This window comes from Halobacillus sp. 12SKB (assembly GCF_052941655.1).
Map to the genome: position 1 here is coordinate 501828 of NZ_JBRFWR010000001.1, position 21702 is coordinate 523529.

23 protein-coding genes are annotated in these 21702 nt (G+C 42.4%); 12 read left to right on the forward strand and 11 right to left on the reverse strand.

The genetic code is table 11. The features are described 5' to 3' along the window. The first annotated feature begins 10 nt into the window (after positions 1–10). From ACQ4XT_RS02440 to ACQ4XT_RS02465, 6 genes are all read left to right on the forward strand, one after another. The gene (locus ACQ4XT_RS02440) at positions 11–262 is read left to right on the forward strand and encodes a hypothetical protein (RefSeq protein WP_446852360.1); all 252 of its coding nucleotides are present in this window, start codon (positions 11–13) and stop codon (positions 260–262) included. A gap of 336 nt (positions 263–598) precedes the next feature. After that, the gene (locus ACQ4XT_RS02445) at positions 599–1339 is read left to right on the forward strand and encodes a metal ABC transporter ATP-binding protein (RefSeq protein WP_446852361.1); all 741 of its coding nucleotides are present in this window, start codon (positions 599–601) and stop codon (positions 1337–1339) included. Between the two features lie 3 nt (positions 1340–1342). Beyond that, positions 1343–2200, forward strand: a complete 858-nt coding sequence (locus ACQ4XT_RS02450) for a metal ABC transporter permease (protein WP_446852362.1) — start codon at positions 1343–1345, stop codon at positions 2198–2200. Positions 2201–2237: 37 nt separating this feature from the next. Continuing rightward, on the forward strand, positions 2238–3182 hold the full coding sequence (locus ACQ4XT_RS02455) for a metal ABC transporter solute-binding protein, Zn/Mn family (RefSeq protein ID WP_446852363.1): 945 nt from the start codon (positions 2238–2240) through the stop codon (positions 3180–3182). 173 nt (positions 3183–3355) lie between these two features. Next, positions 3356–3706, forward strand: coding sequence for a PadR family transcriptional regulator (locus tag ACQ4XT_RS02460; RefSeq protein ID WP_446852364.1), 351 nt, complete (start codon positions 3356–3358; stop codon positions 3704–3706). Further along, complete coding sequence (locus ACQ4XT_RS02465) at positions 3684–4448, forward strand: HAAS domain-containing protein (RefSeq protein WP_446852365.1); 765 nt, start codon at positions 3684–3686, stop codon at positions 4446–4448. The genes ACQ4XT_RS02460 and ACQ4XT_RS02465 overlap by 23 nt, the downstream gene beginning before the upstream one ends. 42 nt (positions 4449–4490) lie before the next feature. Here ACQ4XT_RS02465 and ACQ4XT_RS02470 read toward each other — a convergent pair whose 3' ends face one another. From ACQ4XT_RS02470 to ACQ4XT_RS02480, 3 genes are all read right to left on the reverse strand, one after another. Next, positions 4491–5474 (reverse strand): class F sortase, encoded by a 984-nt coding sequence (locus ACQ4XT_RS02470; protein WP_446852366.1) that lies wholly within the window; start codon positions 5472–5474, stop codon positions 4491–4493. 61 nt (positions 5475–5535) lie between these two features. Further along, on the reverse strand, positions 5536–6867 hold the full coding sequence (locus ACQ4XT_RS02475; RefSeq protein ID WP_446852367.1) for a copper amine oxidase: 1332 nt from the start codon (positions 6865–6867) through the stop codon (positions 5536–5538). Positions 6868–7016: 149 nt separating this feature from the next. Continuing rightward, positions 7017–7367 (reverse strand): YqfO family protein, encoded by a 351-nt coding sequence (locus tag ACQ4XT_RS02480; RefSeq protein WP_446852368.1) that lies wholly within the window; start codon positions 7365–7367, stop codon positions 7017–7019. 136 nt (positions 7368–7503) lie between these two features. On the opposite strand from ACQ4XT_RS02480, the gene ACQ4XT_RS02485 reads away from it, so the two are divergent. Then, positions 7504–7983, forward strand: a complete 480-nt coding sequence (locus ACQ4XT_RS02485) for a GNAT family N-acetyltransferase (RefSeq protein ID WP_446852369.1) — start codon at positions 7504–7506, stop codon at positions 7981–7983. Positions 7984–8020: 37 nt separating this feature from the next. Here the strand turns inward: ACQ4XT_RS02485 and ACQ4XT_RS02490 are convergent, their stop codons facing one another. From ACQ4XT_RS02490 to ACQ4XT_RS02505, 4 genes are all read right to left on the reverse strand, one after another. Next, entirely contained in the window at positions 8021–8416 is a 396-nt protein-coding gene (locus tag ACQ4XT_RS02490) for a VOC family protein (protein WP_446852370.1), read from the reverse strand. 892 nt (positions 8417–9308) lie between these two features. Further along, the gene (locus ACQ4XT_RS02495; protein ID WP_446852371.1) at positions 9309–11219 is read right to left on the reverse strand and encodes an LTA synthase family protein; all 1911 of its coding nucleotides are present in this window, start codon (positions 11217–11219) and stop codon (positions 9309–9311) included. Between the two features lie 441 nt (positions 11220–11660). Then, on the reverse strand, positions 11661–13280 hold the full coding sequence (locus tag ACQ4XT_RS02500; protein WP_446852372.1) for an FAD-dependent monooxygenase: 1620 nt from the start codon (positions 13278–13280) through the stop codon (positions 11661–11663). A gap of 255 nt (positions 13281–13535) precedes the next feature. Beyond that, positions 13536–14186 carry an SDR family oxidoreductase gene (locus ACQ4XT_RS02505; RefSeq protein ID WP_446852373.1) on the reverse strand — a complete coding sequence of 217 codons (651 nt, stop codon included), beginning with the start codon at positions 14184–14186 and terminating at the stop codon, positions 13536–13538. Between the two features lie 215 nt (positions 14187–14401). On the opposite strand from ACQ4XT_RS02505, the gene ACQ4XT_RS02510 reads away from it, so the two are divergent. Together ACQ4XT_RS02510 and ACQ4XT_RS02515 are read left to right on the forward strand one after the other, a co-directional pair. Further along, positions 14402–15172: a general stress protein gene (locus ACQ4XT_RS02510; protein ID WP_446852374.1), complete on the forward strand. Its 771-nt coding sequence runs from the start codon at positions 14402–14404 to the stop codon at positions 15170–15172. Between the two features lie 96 nt (positions 15173–15268). After that, a complete protein-coding gene (locus ACQ4XT_RS02515; RefSeq protein ID WP_446852375.1) occupies positions 15269–16030 on the forward strand; it encodes a sporulation protein in 762 nt (253 codons plus the stop codon). Between the two features lie 72 nt (positions 16031–16102). On the opposite strand, the gene ACQ4XT_RS02520 is transcribed toward ACQ4XT_RS02515, so the two are convergent. Further along, complete coding sequence (locus tag ACQ4XT_RS02520; RefSeq protein WP_446852376.1) at positions 16103–16492, reverse strand: YbaN family protein; 390 nt, start codon at positions 16490–16492, stop codon at positions 16103–16105. A 247-nt stretch (positions 16493–16739) separates the two neighbouring features. Between ACQ4XT_RS02520 and ACQ4XT_RS02525 the strand changes: the two genes are divergently transcribed. Beyond that, positions 16740–16937 carry a hypothetical protein gene (locus ACQ4XT_RS02525; RefSeq protein ID WP_446852377.1) on the forward strand — a complete coding sequence of 66 codons (198 nt, stop codon included), beginning with the start codon at positions 16740–16742 and terminating at the stop codon, positions 16935–16937. A 61-nt stretch (positions 16938–16998) separates the two neighbouring features. On the opposite strand, the gene ACQ4XT_RS02530 is transcribed toward ACQ4XT_RS02525, so the two are convergent. Further along, on the reverse strand, positions 16999–17517 hold the full coding sequence (locus ACQ4XT_RS02530; protein WP_446852378.1) for a YehS family protein: 519 nt from the start codon (positions 17515–17517) through the stop codon (positions 16999–17001). A 268-nt stretch (positions 17518–17785) separates the two neighbouring features. Between ACQ4XT_RS02530 and ACQ4XT_RS02535 the strand changes: the two genes are divergently transcribed. Beyond that, positions 17786–18892 carry a UDP-N-acetylmuramoyl-tripeptide--D-alanyl-D-alanine ligase gene (locus tag ACQ4XT_RS02535; RefSeq protein ID WP_446852379.1) on the forward strand — a complete coding sequence of 369 codons (1107 nt, stop codon included), beginning with the start codon at positions 17786–17788 and terminating at the stop codon, positions 18890–18892. Positions 18893–18936: 44 nt separating this feature from the next. Continuing rightward, positions 18937–19671, forward strand: a complete 735-nt coding sequence (locus ACQ4XT_RS02540) for a YheC/YheD family protein (protein WP_446852380.1) — start codon at positions 18937–18939, stop codon at positions 19669–19671. A gap of 86 nt (positions 19672–19757) precedes the next feature. Here ACQ4XT_RS02540 and ACQ4XT_RS02545 read toward each other — a convergent pair whose 3' ends face one another. Further along, entirely contained in the window at positions 19758–20111 is a 354-nt protein-coding gene (locus ACQ4XT_RS02545) for a hypothetical protein (protein WP_446852381.1), read from the reverse strand. A gap of 66 nt (positions 20112–20177) precedes the next feature. Beyond that, positions 20178–21623, reverse strand: a complete 1446-nt coding sequence (locus tag ACQ4XT_RS02550; RefSeq protein ID WP_446852382.1) for a YheC/YheD family endospore coat-associated protein — start codon at positions 21621–21623, stop codon at positions 20178–20180. Positions 21624–21702: the final 79 nt, after the last annotated feature.

A 21702-nucleotide genomic window follows, 5' to 3' on the forward strand; every position in this document is an offset into this window, starting at 1 on the left:
GTTTTATACGATGGTATTAAACAAAGATTTCATGATGGGATTCGTTTCAGGAACAGTGGTAGGAGCTGTAGGGTATCGTCTATATGAACAAAATCAAGGACAGCTGTCGCAACTGATCCAAAATCCAGCGGCACAAAATTTAAATCCTTTAGCACAAGCACCATCCCCTAATCATAATGAATTGAGTGTTGAAGATTTGATTGCACAAAAAGAGCGTTTGGAAGATTATATCGCTGAAAAGAAAGTGAGCAGCGGGCAATAAATATGCCTGGATGATTAGACTCCAAACAAAGGTACATTCCATCCGGAGTGTACCTTTGTTTGTAAATTTTTATACTTTTCACGAAATAAGGTTGACTTATTTTGTATTCATCTATATATTTTGCACTAAGGAAACTTTTTAGATGCACATCAATTCTTAGCAACTTTTTCTAAGATCGCCCATATAGTAAAAGGATCCAATTTTTTTACCCAAAAAGTTGCGCAAAGGAAAATTAAATGAACCACATAAATTTTTGTGAGAATACGACAAAACCATGAACATATCTAAACCTTTTCAGAGGAGGATGACGATATTCATGTCAAAGGAGGAGAAAAGATGGCGGATGCTGCCCTATCCATCAAAGATCTGCATGTTTCTTACTATGGGAATGAAGCGGTGAAAGAAGTCAGCTTAACCGTGAACCCAGGAAACCTCGTCGGCATTATCGGCCCAAACGGTGCCGGTAAATCTACTTTTTTAAAAGCCATGTTGAACTTGATTCCACGGGATAAAGGGGAAATTAGAATTCTTGGAAAAACGGTGAAAGAAGTGAGGAAAAAAATCGCTTACGTCCCTCAGCGCAATGATATTGACTGGGATTTCCCGATTACTGTTCTTGATGCTGTTCTGATCGGCACGTACCCCAACTTGAAATTATTCAGACGACCGAAAAAGAAAGACAAAGAGTGGGCGATGGAATGTCTTCGCAGGGTCGGTATGGAAGATTTCAGCAAAAGACAAATTGGTGAATTATCCGGTGGTCAGCAGCAACGCGTATTTTTAGCCAGGGCACTCGCGCAAGAAGCTGAGATGTTCTTCCTTGATGAACCGTTCGTCGGCGTGGATGTGTCGAGTGAAGAAACGATTGTACGGATCTTGAAAGAATTGTGCTGGCAGGGAAAAACGGTCATTGTCGTCCATCACGACTTGAGCAAAGCCAATGATTACTTCAATCAACTGATTCTACTAAACAAAGAACTGATTGGTTTCGGCTCTGTGCAGGAAGTCTTTCAAACAGAAATCATCGAAAAAGCCTATCAAGGACAGTTTGCTTTCATGAAAGAGATAGGAGTGTAAGTCATGGCTTTTATTGAAGCAATTATGCAATACGGATTTTTGCAAAAGGCATTACTAACTTCCATTATGGTTGGAATCATTTGTGGAGTTATTGGTTGTTTCATCATTCTCAGAGGGATGGCCCTTATGGGAGATGCCATCTCTCATGCGGTCTTACCTGGAGTTGCCATTTCCTACATGTTCGGAATCAACTTTTTCTTTGGAGCGGTCTTCAGTGGTGTCCTCACGGCAATTGCTATCGGATTCGTCACTCAGAACAGCCGGATCAAACACGATACATCAATCGGCATTATGTTCACCGCGGCCTTTGCTGCAGGGATCATCATCATTACCATGTTAAAAAGCAGCACGGACCTCTATCACATACTATTCGGGAATGTTCTCGCAGTCAGAGCCTCTGATATGTGGATCACGCTCGGAATCGGTGTTGTCATCCTGGCAGCGGTATACCTCTTTTATAAGGAGTTGCTGGTCACCTCCTTCGATGAAACGATGGGCGCAGCTTACGGGTTGCCAGTAAGGCTGATTCACTATTTTCTGATGACTCTGCTGACAATGGGAACCGTAGCATCTTTACAAACCGTAGGTATCGTTCTCGTTGTTGCGATGTTGATCACCCCGGCAGCGGCTGCCTACCTTTTGACCGATCGTTTGTGGATCATGGTTTTTCTTGCTTCTGGGATCGGTATTCTATCGTCGGTCATCGGTCTTTACTTCAGCTTCACCTATAACCTGGCTTCAGGAGCGACCATTGTTATGGCAGCAACAGCGATCTTTGTCCTTGTCTTCCTGTTCTCACCTAAACATGGGTGGCTGTGGAAAATGTTGAAAGTCAAAAAGAAAAAGGCATCTCTTGTATAGTTTGAAAATTTTCATAGATAAATGAGGAGGAACATTCATGTTTAAGAAAAAGTTTATTCTGTTAGCAGCAACACTATTTACCCTGCTACTTCTAGCCGCCTGTGGTGGTGAGGAAGCCAATGGAAACACAGATGAAGGTGATGGTAAAGTTCAAGTCGTGACCACGTACTCAATTGTGTATGACATCGTGAAAAACGTCGGTGGTGATCAGGTTGAAATTCACAGCTTAGCACCTATCGGGTCCAACCCCCACGAATATGATCCGCTTCCGGAAGATGTAAAACAAGCCACTGATGCGGATGCAGTCTTCTACAATGGTTTAAACCTTGAAGCAGGAAACTCCTGGTTTAACAAATTAATGGAAACGGCAGGAAAAGACGGCGAAGATGCGCCCGTTTTCCTAATGAGTGAAGGTGTTGAAGCGATGTACCTAACATCAGAAGGCAACGAAGGCGAAGAAGATCCTCACGCATGGCTGGATGTCCGCAATGGAATTAAATACGCCGAAAATGCAAGAGATGGCCTCATTAAAGTTGATCCGGATAACAAGGAAGTTTACGAAGAAAATGCTGAGGAATACATTGCTGAGCTGCAAGCTTTACACGACAAAGCCGTAGAGCAATTCAATGATATCCCGGAAGAAGAACGTGTACTTGTAACAAGTGAAGGGGCGTTCAAGTACTTCAGTGACGCCTACGGGTTCCAAGCAGAATACATTTGGGAGATCAACCAGGAAAATCAAGGTACCCCGGAACAAATCACAAGAATTGTAGATATCATCAATGAAAAACAAATCACAGGATTGTTCTTGGAGACGAGTATCGATGCGCGTAGCATGGAAGCTGTCTCAGAAGAAACCGGTGTTCCAATCATGGGCGATGTTTTCACCGACTCTTTAGCTGAACCAGGTGAAGAAGGCGATACGTACATTTCCATGATGGAGTCCAATATCAATACGATCAAAGAAGGATTAAGCAAGTAACTCGAAAGCTGCCAACACCCGGTTCATGTTGGCAGCTTTTTTCATAAAAAATTTTTCGCATACATGGATGGAAGCTAATGGAATAACATGGTATAGTTATACTACCTTGCATTGCAAGTTATTTTAAACCCCACTACCTTGTTATGCAATATAGTTATGAAAGTGGTGAAACTTTGTCTTCCAGTCAAATATTAAAAGGCATTCTAGAAGGTTGTCTCCTTTCCATCATCGCTAAAGGAGAAACTTATGGATACGAAATGATTGAAAAACTCGACCATTATGGATTTACCATGGTCAAAGAAGGCAGTATTTATCCCCTCCTCTTACGAATGAAAAAACAAGGGCTTGTCGAGACAAGTCAAAAACAGCTCCCTTCCGGTGGTCCGATGCGGAAGTATTACACGATTACAGAAAACGGAAAGAGAGAACTGGAAACATTTAAAGGGAACTGGGAGGCTATTTCCACCAGTGTTACAAAAGTGATGAGGGAGGAATTCCATAGTGCACTTATCAAAGAAGAGTGAAAAATTCTTAGAAAGTTTACACCTCTACCTGATTTCAAGTGGGAAAAAGGAAACGGATACCCGTGAAATTGTCGAAGAACTACGTGATCATTTAACAGAGGCTGAAAAGGAAGGAAAGAATGTTGATGACATGATCGGACGATCACCAAAAGAATTTATGGAACAAGTTTCTAAGGAGATGCCTTTTGACTTCCGTATGCTCATCAGCGCCTTTACTGTCTTTGTTTTCGGCACTCTTTCCTATCTTCTATTAGGGGATATCATCAATGGGGGAGCGGAATTATCGATGATTCAAATGATTGGCTACCCTATCCTAATGATTGTGTACCTTCTCTCTCTTACGACCCTCTTGCGTTATACGTCTCTATATCAATTTGATAAAAAGAAAGAGTATATGCTGATCGGTATTTTTGGCTTTCTGAAAATTTCACTTTTCATCGCCGTCCTTACTTTGGATCAAACGATCAACTCTCCGGTTATTGTTCTTTCACCTGTGGGCAACGTAATCGCTGCTTTATTGACGATCAGCTTCTTTATCGGGGCTTCCCTTTGGGCAAGGACATGGATTATGATTGTCACTGTTCTTATCATGATCATCCCCGAAGTTCTCGTCCAAATCCTTTCGTTCAGCGAAGAAGCCAGCCTCATAACGAAAAGTGTATTAATCTTCGGGGGACTGTTTCTTTACTTTTGGATTCTTAACCGTAGAGAAAAGTCCAAAGAATCGTATGCCACACCCTGAAATAAAAGTTCCACACCTAGGTGTGGAACTTTTTAAATCTATTTACTTTTCCCCGGCAATCTCTGAAGGAGAAGATTCCTGTCCATCTTGATTTACTGTCGTCACATAATACTGATGAGCAGAAGCTTCTGCATCCACAAAGGTTTTTCGTTCATGTTTGGATATGCTTGCCACCTTTTGAAAATCCTCTCCGTCATTACTTTTATACACCCTGTATCCCGCTACATAATCCTCCCGGACAGCATGCCAGGTTATGAAAGTACCTTGCACCTGGACTTTGGCCGGAGGAGTGATATCTTTTTGGTTCATTTCCGGTTCCTTCAATTTAGAATAGACAACCAGTCGATCTTGGTGCCCGCCGCGTTCACGAACAAATTCCCCCGTGCAAGTAATAAGATTCAACCGTTTCTCATTCGTGCTCCCGAAAATCTTTTGAATCGGTGACTCTTCCATCGGATAACTTTCCAGCTTTTCCACGATGTAGACTTTTTCATCGCCCTCTTCATTCCGGATTTTGATTTCATCCCCTTTTTGAAGTTTCTTCAAATCATAAAAAACAGCAGGTCCTGTGCGACTATCGACGTGCCCTGCGATGACAGCGTTCCCCCGGTTTCCTGGCTGTGTGCCCGGTTCAAACCAGCCGGATGCCTGCGGATCTTCAGGTACTCCCATTTGTCCATTGTCCAGGATCCCTACATCCTCAATGGAGGCATCAACCCCAATGGAAGGGATATGAATGTGAGAAGGTATAATTCCAGGGTCAGATTGTTCTTGGTTTTTAACTACCTTTTCATCATTGAGGTCCTTTTCTTTGTTCAATACCGTAAATTCGCCATCTAATATTTCTTTTTTATCATCCGAAGAAGCTCCTTGTACCTGTAAACTTTGAGAGGCATTCTCCACCCTTACAAGATCAGGGTTCGTCTCTGTTTCAGATCCCAATGTCCACATATCCATTTCATATGAAATCATCACCATAGCGACCAAACCTACAACTGTGAAATACAGCCTCCATCCGATTTTCATAATAAGCTCACCTCTATATGATTAAAAGGAAGGGAAGAGGTGCCTTCCCCTCCCTGCCTAATTATTGTTGGTTCACTCTTCTCACATAAATGAAGCTTGCTGAAACAGCAGCCAATAGACCAAACGCTACCCATACCCAAGTAGAAATACCTTGATCACTTGTTCCACCAAATCCAGTATCAGGCATCTCTTCCGGCATCATGTCCTGATTAAACTGTTCCGGCATCTGTTTTACAATGGCATCTCCAAGCGTCTCACCAATTCCGAACATGAATCCGTACCCTTCACGGAAAGAAGTGTAAGCTGTCTCATAATCTCCATCTACATAGGCGTCAAAAGTTTTCAACACTTGCTCTTCGTGCATCCATACCGCTTCAGTAGCCGCTTCTTCTGGTAGGTTGCCTTCAGTCGCAGCACCTAGGAATGCACCAAAATCTTCAGCGAACATCTGCAAGCTTTCTTCTGCCATTTTTCGAGCTTCTTCATCTTCTTCAAGTGCAGCGGTTACAAGATCAGATTGAGCGTTGATATGGTCCTGCTGCCATACTTGTTCAAACTGCTCTGCACCTTCTTGTCCATAAATAGACGCCATCGCTGCTTTGAAATCCTGTGTATGCTGATTTTCTGCCCATGTCACAAAATCGTAGTCCGCAGATTGATTATATCCTTTCTGCATTTCCAGTACAGCTAAAGCAAAATGTTCTGAAGCAAGAGCATTCAAATTGGAACGAAGATCAGCGGTTGGTGCATCCGCTTTCGTATTTTCAAATTGATCAGGCATTTGTGTGACAATCGCCGAGGAAAGAGCCTTACTAATATCAAACATACGCTGGAACCCTTCGCGATAAGTAGCATAGGCTTGCTCATATTCTTCATTCACATAGTGATCGAAGACTTTCACTACATCTTGTTCGTGAGCGGTAAGCACTTCTTTAGCTGCTTCTTCTGAAAGGTTACCTTCCGTTGCCGTTGCAAGAAAGCTGCCGAATTCATTCACGAACTCATCCACTTCCGCCTCTGCCATCTCACGTGCTTCTTGATCATCGTTTTTTGCAGCTTCTACAAAGCCGTCCGAATAATCATTATGTCCACGAAAAATCTCTTCAAATTTATTCGCTGCTTCTTCTCCATATACAGAAGCAATTGCAGGCGTCATGTCTTTCGCGTTTTGATCGAGCTTTTCCCAAACTTGATCTGCGTCAGGAGCATCTTCATAAGATTTCATCATGTATGTTGTGGCCAAAACAAAGTGTTCAGAGAGCAGCTGATCCAAATCAGCCCTTAAATCTGCTGCCGGAGTTTTCACTGTGGCACTACCATTTGCCATACTGAGTGAAGGAACAAGCAGAACAAACGCCATCATTAATACCAATACTTTTTTCAAGTGTTTCATTTTGTCCTCTCCTTTTAACTTTTTATTTGTTATCAACAAGCTAACGAGAGGAAAATGAAATTGGATCACTATTTTCTACATTTTTTTATTATTTTTTCTATAGATCAATAGAAGCTAAAAAACACCACTCGAAAATGAGTGGTGTTTCCTTAGTCTTGCTTTCTGGCTTCCCGTTCTTCCGAAACTTGAATCACTGGCTCGTCCCAAGGGTGATAAGGATAAATCCCTTCTTCAATCACCCTTCTTAATAAGACGTCATCCCTTGGAATAGAAAATTCAATCCGAAGCGAAGTGAGGGTCGTTTTTTCTCCAGCCTCCCCCTCTGTAGGAACGGATGCTTCCCCTGGCACAAACTGCTCCATTCCATCCTTCGACTGCCACATCACGTTTTTATAATTTCCTACTCTCAAATCATCAACGCTCAGTATTCCCTGTACCACAGCATCCACATGTTCTGGCACAACAAATGTTTTTACTCGGTATATATCCACCAATTTCATTAGACCCTGCCTCCTTCATACTTTTCTAAGGATAGTATCTTCCAGCAAGAAGAACTTACCCACTTGCGTTAATGAATGGAACTTTTCCTTATTCTTAACCGTATTGAAAAGTACCACTTAAAAAGGAGAAAATCAAATGACGACTTTACGCCGGATGTCAGAAGAAGAATTTGTGCAATACATGGATTTTTCAATCGCTGCCTATGCAAAAGAAAAGGTGGCTGCGGGAAATTGGACGGAGGATGAAGCGCTTGAAAAAGCCAGAACCAGTCATGCAGAACTGCTCCCTGATGGAAGGGATACCGAACATCATTTTCTTTATTCGATCCTCAGTGAAAAGGGAGAAAATGCAGGTTCCCTGTGGATTTGTAAGCAGTCCTCTGATAAGGCATTCATTTATGATATTCGGGTTTCAGATGAGCATCAAGGACAGGGACACGGAAAAAATGCCATGAGGCTGGCAGAAGAAGAAGCCAGAAAAATCGGGGTTAAGAAAATCGGCCTGCACGTATTCGGTCATAACACAGTAGCAAGGAAATTGTACGAGAACCTATCTTACAAAACGACCAATGTTGTGATGGAGAAATCCATCTACCCCAGCCATGATGAAGAATAAACCAAAAAGAACCCTTTAATCAAGGGTTCTTTTTGGTTTATTTTGCATTTTCATCAGGTTGGTGAACACCGAAGATATTCCCTTCCGTATCCACGTAATATCCCTGCCACGCCATACCGGGAAGGGCGTATTTAGGCAAAGCGACCTTGCCTCCGTGTTCCAGGATTTTAGCTTCACTCACATCGTAGTCTTCTACTCCGATTGTACAGGCAAAGCCATTCACTGCCTGATTCAATTCCGGCGGTGCACTTTGGCGCTGCATTAAAGCTCCGTTGATCCCCAGCTGATCCTCTGCCCCTGTCACCACTCCGAAATAAGGCATTCCTGCGTACTCACTCCAGTCTTCGAATTTCCACTCAAAGACCTCTCCATAAAATTTCTTTGCTCGTTCCATATCATCGACATGAACTTCAAAATGCACAACTCTTCCCATCATCTCCACCCACTTTTTCAAAGAATTTAATCAAACGTAAAATGATCTTCACATACATATTCGCCTAACAATCATCTACTCCTGCCTGTTTATATTATTAAACTATATGGCAGGTTTCTTGAAGACTCAGTTTCGAGACTTTCCGGGGTTCGTTGCCAGGGTTGAGCGTCAGGGGTGGTTGGGAAGCTACTCGCTTTCCTGTGGGGGAGTGCCGAGCTTCCTCGGACTACGCCCTGCGGGATCTCGCCTATCTCCTTTCTCCCACGGGAGTCTCGCAGCTTCCCAACCACCCCTTTTGATGTAAGAGAGAAACGAACGAACCCCTTCACTGTTGGAGAGGCTGGCTTTCACTATCCTGGTGTTTGTAAGCATAAAACGCTCTATCATAAGCTTTCCGCATACATAATAGCTTCATTAAGAGTTAATTCCCTTTTAATTGCCATATGAATGAAAGCAGCTTGTTCCAGAAGGGGTTTCGAGATACTTATAGACAAAGGGGCGGAGGGGAATGGCGAGACTCCTAACTTAAGTGTGCAGGCGCCTTGATCAGCGGCGTATGGACTGGACTGAGCTGGCGGAGATAAAGGAAACACGAAGAACGGAGTGATTCGATGTTGACTTATCGTACAGAAGCGAAGGAAGTCTCACTAGCCGCTAGGCGCCGGAACCGGATATCGAAGAGGAAAAAAGTGCAGGGTGAGACCCCGGAAGGCGTAGCCTGAGGAGGCTCACCGCCCGCCCCATGGAAAGCGAATCTTTTCCCGGAGCCCCTAGAACCACATAATCGTCTCGAAACTGAGTCTTCCAGAATAGGGAGCTTATATGTAAGTGGAAAGTGTGGTTTAAAATGAAAAAGCTTGCAGGGAAAATCGATTCCCTGCAAGCTCATGGTTTATTTCTTATCTTTTGAAGAATCCTTTTCTTCAATCATTTCAATTTCATCAAGGTAACGAAGTAAATCTCCGTAAACCACAGAATCAGATAAGGCTAGTTCTTCTTCTGCCTGCTTGAATCCAGATGCACAAGACTCACCTTCTACGGGTTCACCTGATTCTCTGTCATAACAGTTTCCATTCACACCAACATACTTTTCATTGGCGAAGTTTCCATCTCGTGTGACCATCATTTCGCGACGATCTTCACTGAAGAGATCCTGACCAAATTGAACAGGGTTTTCATCTTCGACACCTAGAAGATTCATAAGCGTCGGACGTAGGTCAATTTGTCCACCGACGGTGTCGTTTTCCTGCGGTTCAATGCCTTCTCCCAGAACTAGAAGCGGCACGCGCTGCAATTGGAACTGTTCGTAATCGTTGATGTCTTTATCAAGATACTCTCCCATTGCCTGCTTATGGTTTTCGGAAATACCGAAGTGGTCCCCATAAATGACAAGGATCGTATCATCATAAAGATCGGATTTCTTAAATTTCTCAACAAACTGCTTCAGTGCTTCGTCCTGATAACGGATCGTCTGGAAATAACGGTTCAAGGTTTCGCTGGACGTATTACCTTCTTCAATGAATTTCTTATCTTCAGGCAATGTGAACGGATGGTGGTTCGTCAGCGTGATCATTTTATTGTAGAACGGCTGCTCCATCTGTTCCATTTTATCTATAGAATCACTAAAGAAATACTCATCCAGGTAGCCCCAACCATATGACTTCTCTTCGGTTACGTTGAAATCTTTTTTAGAGTAGTACTCATCATACCCGAGAGAGTCATACATGACGTTACGGTTCCAGAACGTTTCATCATTGGCATGCATCGTTGAGGTGAAGTATCCTTGTTCACCCAGCACTTCAGGAGTCGCTTGATATTCGTTTCCTGAGTGAGTGAAGAACGCGGCTCCACGGTTCAGGCCATACAATGAATTATCAAGCAGAAACTCAGAATCAGACGTACGGCCTTGTTTGACCTGGTGGTAGAAGTTACTGAAGTAAGCCCCTTCTTCTTTCAGATCGTTGAAATAAGGTGTCAATTCTTTTCCGTTCACCGAATTATCAACAACAAAGGTCTGCGTACTCTCAAGGGACAATGCGATGACGTTTTTCCCTTCAGCTACGCCTGTCATCTCACTGTTCGGCTCTGTTTTCTGCTCATTAATATAGTTCAGAACAGGTGAAAGTTCATTACTATCCGCAAACGTCTTCTTCGCTTCTGTCTGACCTTGCAGGACAATATCGTACGCGTGGAAGTTCAGCACACCGATATACTTCACGAGCATGTTGCGGTCAAAGGCACGCTCCAATAGTTCCGTACGCTCCGTCGTCGCCCAGCCTAAGTTCACAAGGAACAGAGGAATCGCGAGGACAGCCAAAATCAAACCTTCTTTTCTTTTAGGCATAAAGCTTTGGAAGCGTTCCGGCTTCAAATAGAATAGTAGGAACGCAGCAATCAGTACATCGACGAATAAGAAAATGTCTGTCACAGATAGAATTTTAGTGATACTTCCACCCATACCAGCCAGGTTCGCGGCTTGCCCTAACATCGGGATCGTGAGGAAGTCACTGTATTCCCTGTAGAACAGGACGTTTACATATAATAAGAGGGAACCAAAGATATACGTAACCAGCATCCCTTTACGACCTGCCAGCATAATCCCCACTCCAAATAAGAGGAAAATACTGCTCAATGGGTTAAAAGCTAAAATAGCCGCTTCATTGGCGTTTTCAATATCAAGGGTGAAAATACCTCCCTGGATGAAGTACATCTTCGCCCAGAAAATCGCCATCACTGCAGCATATATCATACTTTTCTTTTTAAATGCGGGGTCTTTCATTTTCGTTTTTAATTTTGAAAACATGATCAAACCTCCGTTGATTTAACCTTTATCTATTTTCATCAGTCTTTCCATCATTAAGTCTCGTATACTCGCATTTTTTCATGACGATGTAAATGACGACGAAACTCATCATAACACATGTTCGATAGAAATATACCATTATCATAAAACTGTTAAACTCATTTAAAGAGATGACATAACCGTTACAAAGAAGATAAAAAACAGACAAAAAATCCCACCAACCTTGATAAAGGTTAATAGAATTTCCTAGTAAGTTCTTATAAACTATTCTTTTACGCATTTCTCTTTAATAATTCAAACCACTTCTCGTCACTCGGATCTGCTTGCTTAGATTCCCTACTCTAGACGAGGAAAAGAAGTGCCCCATACTCCACGTCATGATCATGTCATAGTACATACCTATAAATGAAGAAAACCGCCTGTTCAGACGGTTTCCTTCATTTATCGAAAGAAATTATTTACTTTTTCCAGTGTCTGTTCAATGTCTGAAGATGATTCATGAAAAGCCACATGGCCATCCGGTCGTATAAGTAGCGTATGGCCTTTCTTCATACCAAGCTTATTGCCCAGATGCCGATGCACGTCGTAAATGATTGAAAGCTCACCACCATCTGTTCTTACCGTCCCTCCTTTAGCCACGAGAAAAACCTTGATGAGTCCACCATACGTTCTGTCGACCTTTTTTGAAAAAGTGTACGCTTTATCAATAAGTGACTGTTCCTGTGCGTCTATATATATGAAGCAGACGTATCCATACCTCCGTATCAACGGGTACACACTTTTATCATTCGAACCATCAAAGAATAAAAGGTGGTCTGGTACCCGTTCGCCTGCTCGTATCGCTTCTTTAGAAAGAGACGAGTCTTGCAACGACTTGTTTTTGAAGGTCTCGTCATATTCGTTATATATATTGGAAAGGTGGTTAGCGATCTTCTTTTGAACCCAGTCCTGCGTTAGAGCCGCTTTCCCCGTCCAGTTCCGTATTTTCCCTTTCGTGCCTTGAAGGTCGATAATTTTAAGCATGCGCGATGTTTCTTTCAATACATCCAATCCAATCGGGGCACGTTCGTGATGATAGCTGTCGAGGAAAGGATCATCCGCGTAGCCGTTAAGAACGGCATCCAGCTTCCAGACGATATTCGCTGCATCCTGCAAACCAAGGTTCATCCCCTGCCCACCAATCGGGTTATGAATATGCGCTGCGTCCCCAACGAAAAACACTTTCCCCTCCCTGTAGTTGGGCACCTGCCGATGAGCGGTCCCAAAGTAAGAAAGCCATTTAGGGTTCTCTACTTGGTAAGACTCCGACAATACCGTATTCAAACTTTCCTGCAAATCCTCCAAAGTCAACTCATCCTGGTGAGGAAGCCCTTGTCTGGATCGGTTCATTCCAACCACCCGGTAACTGCCGTCCTTATATGGAAAGAAGGCGACAGCCCCCCGATCATTCAAGTGCATGTTAATATAAATTTCGTTCAGGGCAGGAACATCAACGTCCCCGAGGAAAAACGTGTACCCTTCATCCTCGCCATCAAAAGGCACATTCAAATCCTGGCGAACTTTACTATGAGCACCATCACAAGCGAGCAGGTACTTAGCGACATATCTCTTGATTTCTCCGTTATGCTTCGCAGTGACATACACACTCTCGTCAGATTCTATCACTTCCACCACTTCGTGTTCTCTGTTGATCCTCCCCCCTAATGATGAAAGGTGATCTTCTAATATACTCTCGGTTTCACTCTGAGGAATAATAAGGAGATATGGATATTGACTCTCGATATGATAGAGTTCCACCACAGAAGGGTTTTCTCCTCCTAGATGGAGCTTGGATCCAGGCCCCGGATAGCCTTTCTTCAAGAATTCCTGATGAACGCCCAAGAGTTCAAACATTTCAAGTGTCCGCGCCTGAATACCGAGAGCTTTGGAGAGTTCTGAAGGACTCGATCTCTGTTCTAAACAGATAAAATCCATGTCCCGCTTTTGCAATTCATTAGCCGCCATAAGACCGGCTGGTCCTGCTCCAATAATAACCACATCGGTTTCTATTATAGAAGTCATCATTTAAACCCCTTTCAACCTGGCTGTGCGGAAATAAAAGGATTAACCTGAAAAATAGATTCCCATTTACTTTACCCCTCTCCCTTTTACTCAACCATGTATAGACACATTAAGAGGCTTATTTGTATGCAGATCCAGGGTTTGTTCCTCAGAACACTTTTTAAGAAGCACGAGCTCGAACATGTATATTACCCAGCAACAAAAAGGCAGCTTGAATGATATCAAGCTGCCACTTTTTCAATTCATCTATTCGTTTTACAAGGAGTGAAGCGCGTCTTTCACCGCTTGTTCTCCGCCTACGACCTGAAACTCTTTGCCAATCGTTGAATCATCCTCCAACGTAGCCAGGATCACCCGAGCCACATCTTCGCGAGGGATTTCGCCTCTTTCGACGGTTTCAGCCGCCTTGACGTTCCCGCTTCCCTCGTCATTGGTAAGCATACCAGGATGGATGATTGTATAATCCAAATCCGTTCTTCTCAGCCAATCATCTGCATAGTGTTTCGCTACGACATAGGGAGCGAATGACGAAGGAGCGCCCTGAATCGCTTCACGCGTTGTATCAAACGAACTGATCATCACGTAGCGATCCACGCCTTTTTGTTTCGCTGCTTCTATTGTTTTCACTGCGCCGTCCAGGTCAATCATAACCGTCTTATCAGGTCCCGTGTTTGGTCCCGATCCAGCCGTGAATACGACGGCATCCACACCCTTATAAGCTTCGGCAATCGTGTTTGTATCATCTTCAAGGTCGACTAAAACCGTTTCTGCGCCGAGTTCCTTAAAATAAGATGCTTGTTCTTCTTTGCGGATCATTGCTACTGCTTCCATATCATCCGTTTCCTGAATAAACTTGACGAGATGTTTGCCTACTTGACCATTTGCACCTACAACAAGTACCTTCATTCTCTTCATCCTTTCTGTGCCTCTCCATTAAATCTTATTCCTACCTTAAATGTTACCCAAATCAAAAGAAAGAAAACCGATTTACGCTTCATAGAACGTCACAAGGGATCCTTTTTTAGAAGCACAACTAAGAGACTATTTTATCCAAAGAAAGGTTACAGGTGGATAGAACGGGTATCAACCTATTAACGAAACCTTAAAGGAGGAAACCCATTATGGATAAAAGAATCATAGGCGGTGTTTTTTCAAAAGTCGGCCACGCTGAGAAAGCGATTACAGATTTACAGCATCACGGATATGGATCGAACGACATCTCTGTTTTTGCAAGAGACAAAAACAAAGTCAATGTGTTGGAGGAAGAAATGGATACTTCGGTCACCTCTAACCATAGCAGTCGTGGCAGGAAAGCAGGAAAAGGTGCAGGGATCGGGGCCCTTTCTGGAGGTGCCTTAGGTGGTATTGGTGGACTCATTGCAGGATTAGGTCTCCTCGCCATCCCTGGAATCGGACAAATTGCTGCCGCAGGGCCCATTGCTGCCGCTCTTACAGGAGCAGGCGTAGGCGCTGGTGGCGGTGGAATTGTCGGGGCTCTTGTCGGAGCAGGTATGTCAGAGAAGGATGCCCATCAGTACGAGAACCATTTGAAGGATGGAAAGATCATTGTCATCGTGGAAGCGACGGAAAAATTACAGGACAAAGTCTACCGCACGTTCCTTTCGAATAAAACGGAAAACTCATCCATGTACCCGAACGATTACCAAAACCATGACCACTCCACTCGTCATGATTCTGATGTGAGAGACCCTGATCATTCTACTCATCATGATTCCGTTTCAAGAGAGCATGATCATCAAAATAAAACAGATGTAGTGAAGGAAAAATCGTATGCCGGCCATTCATCTAAGGATTCAACACCTATGTCAAATACTTCAAAAGAAACACGTTCTCGAACGGCCGAAAGACATCGTTCCACCAAACACACCTGATCGGCTTTTGAAGCGTCGAAAAAAAGATTTCTTATGAAAATTTTTGAACCTTTTCCTTCTAACCGTTCGTATAATCAAGTGAAGGAGGAGATCCGCATGTTCAAAAAATTATTAGCAAGTGTTGGCGTAGGCGCTGCAAAAGTGGATACACAACTAGAAAAAGACCAATTCATCCCAGGTGAAACCGTCCACGGTAAGGTGGTCATCCAGGGAGGAGACGTTGAGCAATCCATCGACTCCATCCATATCTTCCTCATGACCGAGGCCATTCGTGAAGTGGATGATAAAAAAGTGAAAGAAAAAGTGGCTTTGCAAAAGTACCCGGTTGCCGGTCAGGAAATGATCAAGGAAGGGGAAACGAAAGAGATCCCATTCTCCATTCAACTTCCTTATCATGTCCCTGCTTCGCACGGAAGACTTCCGATCTGGTTCGAAACCGGACTCGACATTCCGATGGCTCTGGACCCGGAGGACCGCGATCCGATTAAAATCGCCCCACACCCTTACATCGACCAAGTATTGCAGGCTTTAGAAAGCCATTTAGGTTTCCATTTAAGAAAAGTCGAAATGGAATATTCGAAGCGCTACGGATATGTACAGGAATTCGAATTCGCCCCTGGTGGAGAATACCGTTCCTATTTAGATGAACTGGAAGCCATCTTCTTCCTGCACGAAGACCGTATCGATGTCATGCTTGAAGTCGACCGTCGGGCGCGGGGACTCGGAGGACTATTTGCCGAAGCTTTGGAAATGGACGAAAGCCGCGCGGGAGTGACGTTCACAGACCGCGAGCTGAACGGTTCGTTAGAGACAGTTGCCCGTAAGTTGAAGCAGACAATCGATCAATATAAAAAATAAAGAAAGCGGACCCTCTCCAATCTTTGGCGAGGATCCGCTTTTTATCTTTCATCCATTAAAAGGCACATACAATTAGGACTGTTCCCTTTCAGGGTGGTATGTTTTTGTCCAAAGAATGAGGACTGTAAAGAAGACGCCACCAAAGATGAAACCAGCCCTCAACAACGGATGAGATGTGATATAAAAAGCTGAAAATAAAAAAGAAAACCAAATCATGATGAGCAGCGATATCTTTGCACGAACAGGAATTCCACGGCCAGCTTTATAATTTTTAATATAAGACCCGAACCATTTATTCGACATCAGCCAGTTATACAGACGATCTGAACTACGCACATAACAAGCTCCCGTCAACAGTAAAAAAGGGGTCGTTGGAACAAGGGGAAGCACAATCCCCAAGACGCCCAAAACCAGAGATATACTTCCAATCACAATGAATAATACTCTAACCATTTGTTTCATAGACGATCTCCTCAACACATCGTTACACCTTTGCTTTTCCTTGTACATTTAATAGTTTCAGACAACAAAAGCTCTCTCTTCTTCCAAGCTTACTCCACATTCTGTTCATTGTTCAACCAATGGCATTTCATTGAAACTAATTAAGAATGTTTTATAGCAAATTTTGAGGGGTAAACACCCTTTGTTTGTTCACTTTCTACGTAAAAGTAATCCACTAAAATGGTAAATACATAAGGAGAATGTACACATGGTCGTATCTGGAAGAGTCCATTACAAGCATCATCAGATTGATTTTGAAGTCAGAATGAACCATGAAGACATAAAAGAAGGCGGAATTGCCTCTGAAGAAGCAAAGCACGAATTGATCCATGCCATAAACCGTAAATTCCGAGTAAAATATCCTCTCTCAAGTACCATCGATCCCGTTCATGTCCGGGAATTCTAAACATACCCTTCTATTCTTACTGAAAAAGAGGTCGAACCAACGAATGGTTTGACCTCTTTTTTTAACCTCTATATTTGATCGTTAATCCTTTTAAGAAATTCCTGGCATATTGATCACCGAACTGCCTATAATTCTTATGCCCTTCTTTCCTTAGTAAACCGCTTAGTTCCCCTTTAGTGATTTTCACGTCTGCTGCATCCATAATATCAATGACATCCTCGTTCGTCAGTTTCAAGGCGATTTTCACTTTTTTCAGCATGACATTATTTACACTTGAGTAATTCTTAATCGAACGATCAGGTTTATTCGATTGTCCAGGCTTAGAAGGTTGTGGTCCACGCTTGAATGTAATGAATCCATTCAAAAAGGACTCCAGCATGCTGTTGGTGCATTTGATGTGATCATCATCTTCATAAACTTCATCATCTTCCTCATCATAACTATCCTCTGACTTTGTGAGGACCTTTTGAACTTCTTCTTTCGTAAGATCTACTCCGCCAAGCTTGAATATTTCAATCATATCTTGATCTTTAATGTCGAGGGCGTATCGTAGTCGAATCAGTATATCATTATTATCCATATATAAACCTCCAAGATTTCGGCATTTATAGGCTAGTGATTAAAAGACAATCATAACATGTTCAGATACATATTAGTCTAACCGAAGTGAAAAAGTTCTAAGCGCACAACCACTTCCCCATAAAAATTAGTCCAAACAATCCCTACTTTTTTACATATATTGTTGAATAGAAAGCATGTTTGTTTAACTTGTGACCTCTTTTATTAACAAGCTTATTCCATGATCAATAAAAGAGTCCATAGATTGGAAAGGAGGCAAAAGCTAGTTTATGGATCAAACCCATCGCCCCATTATTGCGATTACCGGAAGCGCAGGTAAGACGACTACGAAAGAGATGATTGCCAGTATATTGAATACGCGGTTCAACACCTTTAAAAGCATAAGAAACCGCAATCTCACCCATACGGAGCGCTATTCGAGGTCGATTAAACCTCACCATCAAGCTGTCATACTAGAGTATGGCCTGCTTAAAACAGGGGATATTAAAAAACATTGTGACATTATACAGCCAAACATAAGCGTTATCACCAATATCGGGTCTGCTCATGTAGGGAATTTCAATAGTAGTTTAGAAAAGTTGGCGAAAGAAAAGTCTGAGATCATTGCAGGTATGGACTCTAAAGGTTCTTTATATTTGAATGCAGATGACTCTAACTCCAAATTACTGACCATCGAACCGTTTAGCGGGAACATCAAAACGATTGGTATTAAGACCAAAGCAGATTATAAAGCTACCCACATCCGTTTTCACAAAAATGGAATGAAATTTAAAGTCAGACTAAATAAAAAGCGACGGAAGTTTACTATTCCTGTTTACGGCATCCACCATATTTACAATGCACTTTTCTCAATTGCTGTCACAGATTCGCTTGGCTTCACTCCTGAAGAAATGCAAAAAGGATTTAATGACTCTTTTAAGTCTCTTAAGAACAATAGAAGATTAAGTTTATACAACCTCATGGACAATATACAAATTTTAGATGATACATGGAGTGCAAACCCGCAAGCGATGAAAGCAGCTATCGATGTGTTATCGAAAATAGGTAAAGGCCGCAATGTGGCTGTTCTAGGGAGTATGTTGGAGCTTGGAAAGCATACGGTAGACAGTCATTTGGATGTTGGGAAACATTTAGCAGCGAAGAAGGTAGATGTTCTAATCACTTATGGAAAAGATGCCAAGCATATCGGTCTTGGTGCTATAGCTGCTGGTTTCCCCGCAGATCATGTCTTCCATTTTAATAAAGTCAAAGATTTGCAACATTCCTTGCTGGACGCTATTTCCCCAATGACAACTGTTCTGGTTAAAGGATCTCACTCCATGCGAATGCACCGAACGGTTCATTTTCTGCGTTCTACCTTTAAAGAGTTGGAGTAGAAAGTCATCAAATTCTAAAAAATGCGTGGGAGAGGTGATATAAAATGCGTAAATCCAGAAGCAAATGGAAAAAGTATAAACTCATAAGACAACGAAATGACCTCTCCGCACACTTACCCGAAACACGTCTACTGACTGAAGAATCTTTTTGGGAAATGATTGAGAAATACGATGTGGTGATGATGAAACCTACCAGAGGGTACCAAGGAAAAGGTGTCATCCAAGTATCCTGTATAGGTGGAGAACGGTATGAGTTCCACAGCTTATACACTAAGTATGTGGTGGAAGGGAAAAAAGACGTATTCGAACACATAAATACCCACTATTCTTCAAACAAACATTATATTGTTCAACAAAAAATCCCTTTATCACAAATCAATGGATGCCCATATGATATACGCGTCATGATCCAACGTAAGAAAAACAGCGATACGTGGGAAGTAACCGGAACATTAGCCAAAGTTGCTGCCCCTAACTTTGTTATTACGAACTATCCGCAACAAATACTTCCCTTACAAGAAGCCTTTGCAATTTCAATAAATGGTCGTCCAGAAAAACTCCAATCGAAAGTTGAAAGGGTATGTATATTAACAGCCGAACAGCTTGGGACCTATTATGAAAACACCCGCATTTTCGGTTTTGATATTGGGGTGGACGATGAAGGAAAAGTCTGGATTATTGAGGCGAACTTGAAACCCAGCATTTCCATGTTTAAAAGCCTTGAAGATTTGTCTATGTACAAAAAAATCAAAAAGTATAAAAGAAGAAGTTTTCAATAAAAAAAACCCTTGCACAAAGTGAACAGAATCACGTCTGTCACTATGAACAAGGGTTTTCACTTATTCTATATTCTACTACATCCCTCTTAACAAAACGGACAAGTTAGATTGTTGAATGTCTTAAAACGAACGAATTGGTCATCAATATGGTTTCCACCTAGGTCATAAGACGTTTGGAGTTCACTTATCACTTCTTCTACAGTTAGGGGGTAATTAACATCGGGGTGTCCTGCATTTAAAAGAGCTGCTATAGACTCTCTCACTAGCCCATTGATTCCTTCTAATGATCTATCAAAGTTTATAGCAGTGGTGAAATTTAATGTTGTACCGAATACATTTCTGTCAAATTGTTCAATATACACAGTACTTGGCACATAATCTACCCACAAAGCATAATTATTACGCCAGAAATCCACACTGCATCCTTGTAATGCTCCCATAATTTCTCACCTCCTCTACATGGTTATTGTATTTTATGGAAATGAAAAAAAGTGGACACGGCACGTTTAGGATTTTTCATGCGTTGAAAAGCCCGAAAGGAATTTGGCATATTCCAAAGGAGATTTATAGATTCTCTCTTTTAACGGTGTATTCTTAAGTTTAAGTAAACTTGTATGACCATAATTACCGTTCACTTCCAGAAAATAAACCTTTCCTTGAGAATCCAAGATGAAATCAAGCGCCAGATCTCCGAAATGTCCTAAATACTGATCTAAACTCATCCCAGCTTGAATACAAGCCTCTTCAATATTCCTTCCCACATGTTCAATTTGACCTTCATCAAAACCGTAAAACTCTCGCAGCGCCTCCCTGCCTGGTAATATTTTTTCTGTATATCGGAGGTTTGTAATTACACTTTCCCGTTTGGCGCGTCTCCCTATATATTCACGAAGCTGCCAAGCTCCTTCTCTCCCTTTCTGGAGATACCCTCTGAAGTCTACTTGTTTTCCATCCGCTTCAAATGGGACACCTTGCTGGATAATATAGCGATCCTTTTTCACCAGTGATGAGAAGAACCGCTTCACCTCATCCTCTGAGGTAAGTGTCTTTTTGCTTTGCTCTCCTTTGACGACCCTCGTCACTTCGATGGCTTGTTCTTTTTTTCTGACTTGAATGATGCCATACCCTCTCGCTCCGAACCTTCTTTTAAGATAAAGCACGTGATACTCATTTAGAAGCTTCGTCAGTTGACCTATCTCTCTGTAGATCTCTGTATAGGGTAAAAGCGACCTTGTTTCCGTACGTTTGGAAAGAGCCGAATAAAACTCCCATTTCCCTGTACCTCTACTGTTGAAAAATCTCCCTTCTGTTATCCGATCTAATAAGCGATACTTACGCCCTCCGCCTGCCACGGGACGATTAAAGACCGCTGTTGGAAAAGGGAAAACTCCTTCCTGCCACTTCCTCCCTTCAGCATTCGGAAGAAACGCATACCCTTTTACAGAATCTACCCTTTCCTGAACTTCAGACAAAGGGAATACTACGACTAAACCTTTAATGTTTGCATAGTCTGTTACCCAACGAAGTAAAATTTTCAGACTGTAATTCGTGATTTTGTTAAAAGATGAGCCTCTGATGATACCGATGACAGGGCCGACGAAGAGATTTCCACCATCCACATACCATTCAAATGCCAGTTCCTCCGGGATGGTGTATGGCCGCATCAAATCAGGAGACACCCCTAATTCATCCTCCGCAATAAGTTCTGTATAGTGCACTCGTACTTCTTTTTTCCAGGATCCAAAATGAAAAACAATGGAATCACCTTCACTTACATGAAGGAGCTTGATAAAGGATGAGTTCAGGCAAATAGAAAAAGCATCCTTCGTTTCTATCTTTTTTATATACAATGCTCCACCTTCTTCATAGGAAAATAAATACACGGTCTTTTCATAAATGAAAAGCGTGTTCCTCTCTGTATTTATATATGTATCTTTGATTTTGATGTCCATAGAACTTGCCCGCTAGTCACACGGAAGAGCTACCGCTGAATAACATAATGCTGTACTTATTATTTATTAGTGGAGGCGT

Coding starts and splice junctions, on each gene's coding strand:
- ACQ4XT_RS02440 (WP_446852360.1), top strand. CDS start 11: ATGGTATTAAACAAAGATTTCATGATGGGATTCGTTTCAGGAACAGTG.
- ACQ4XT_RS02445 (WP_446852361.1), top strand. CDS start 599: ATGGCGGATGCTGCCCTATCCATCAAAGATCTGCATGTTTCTTACTAT.
- ACQ4XT_RS02450 (WP_446852362.1), top strand. CDS start 1,343: ATGGCTTTTATTGAAGCAATTATGCAATACGGATTTTTGCAAAAGGCA.
- ACQ4XT_RS02455 (WP_446852363.1), top strand. CDS start 2,238: ATGTTTAAGAAAAAGTTTATTCTGTTAGCAGCAACACTATTTACCCTG.
- ACQ4XT_RS02470 (WP_446852366.1), bottom strand. CDS start 5,474: ATGAAAATCGGATGGAGGCTGTATTTCACAGTTGTAGGTTTGGTCGCT.
- ACQ4XT_RS02475 (WP_446852367.1), bottom strand. CDS start 6,867: ATGAAACACTTGAAAAAAGTATTGGTATTAATGATGGCGTTTGTTCTG.
- ACQ4XT_RS02480 (WP_446852368.1), bottom strand. CDS start 7,367: ATGAAATTGGTGGATATATACCGAGTAAAAACATTTGTTGTGCCAGAA.
- ACQ4XT_RS02485 (WP_446852369.1), top strand. CDS start 7,504: ATGACGACTTTACGCCGGATGTCAGAAGAAGAATTTGTGCAATACATG.
- ACQ4XT_RS02490 (WP_446852370.1), bottom strand. CDS start 8,416: ATGGGAAGAGTTGTGCATTTTGAAGTTCATGTCGATGATATGGAACGA.
- ACQ4XT_RS02495 (WP_446852371.1), bottom strand. CDS start 11,219: ATGTTTTCAAAATTAAAAACGAAAATGAAAGACCCCGCATTTAAAAAG.
- ACQ4XT_RS02500 (WP_446852372.1), bottom strand. CDS start 13,280: ATGACTTCTATAATAGAAACCGATGTGGTTATTATTGGAGCAGGACCA.
- ACQ4XT_RS02505 (WP_446852373.1), bottom strand. CDS start 14,186: ATGAAGGTACTTGTTGTAGGTGCAAATGGTCAAGTAGGCAAACATCTC.
- ACQ4XT_RS02510 (WP_446852374.1), top strand. CDS start 14,402: ATGGATAAAAGAATCATAGGCGGTGTTTTTTCAAAAGTCGGCCACGCT.
- ACQ4XT_RS02515 (WP_446852375.1), top strand. CDS start 15,269: ATGTTCAAAAAATTATTAGCAAGTGTTGGCGTAGGCGCTGCAAAAGTG.
- ACQ4XT_RS02520 (WP_446852376.1), bottom strand. CDS start 16,492: ATGAAACAAATGGTTAGAGTATTATTCATTGTGATTGGAAGTATATCT.
- ACQ4XT_RS02525 (WP_446852377.1), top strand. CDS start 16,740: ATGGTCGTATCTGGAAGAGTCCATTACAAGCATCATCAGATTGATTTT.
- ACQ4XT_RS02530 (WP_446852378.1), bottom strand. CDS start 17,517: ATGGATAATAATGATATACTGATTCGACTACGATACGCCCTCGACATT.
- ACQ4XT_RS02535 (WP_446852379.1), top strand. CDS start 17,786: ATGGATCAAACCCATCGCCCCATTATTGCGATTACCGGAAGCGCAGGT.
- ACQ4XT_RS02540 (WP_446852380.1), top strand. CDS start 18,937: ATGCGTAAATCCAGAAGCAAATGGAAAAAGTATAAACTCATAAGACAA.
- ACQ4XT_RS02545 (WP_446852381.1), bottom strand. CDS start 20,111: ATGGGAGCATTACAAGGATGCAGTGTGGATTTCTGGCGTAATAATTAT.
- ACQ4XT_RS02550 (WP_446852382.1), bottom strand. CDS start 21,623: ATGGACATCAAAATCAAAGATACATATATAAATACAGAGAGGAACACG.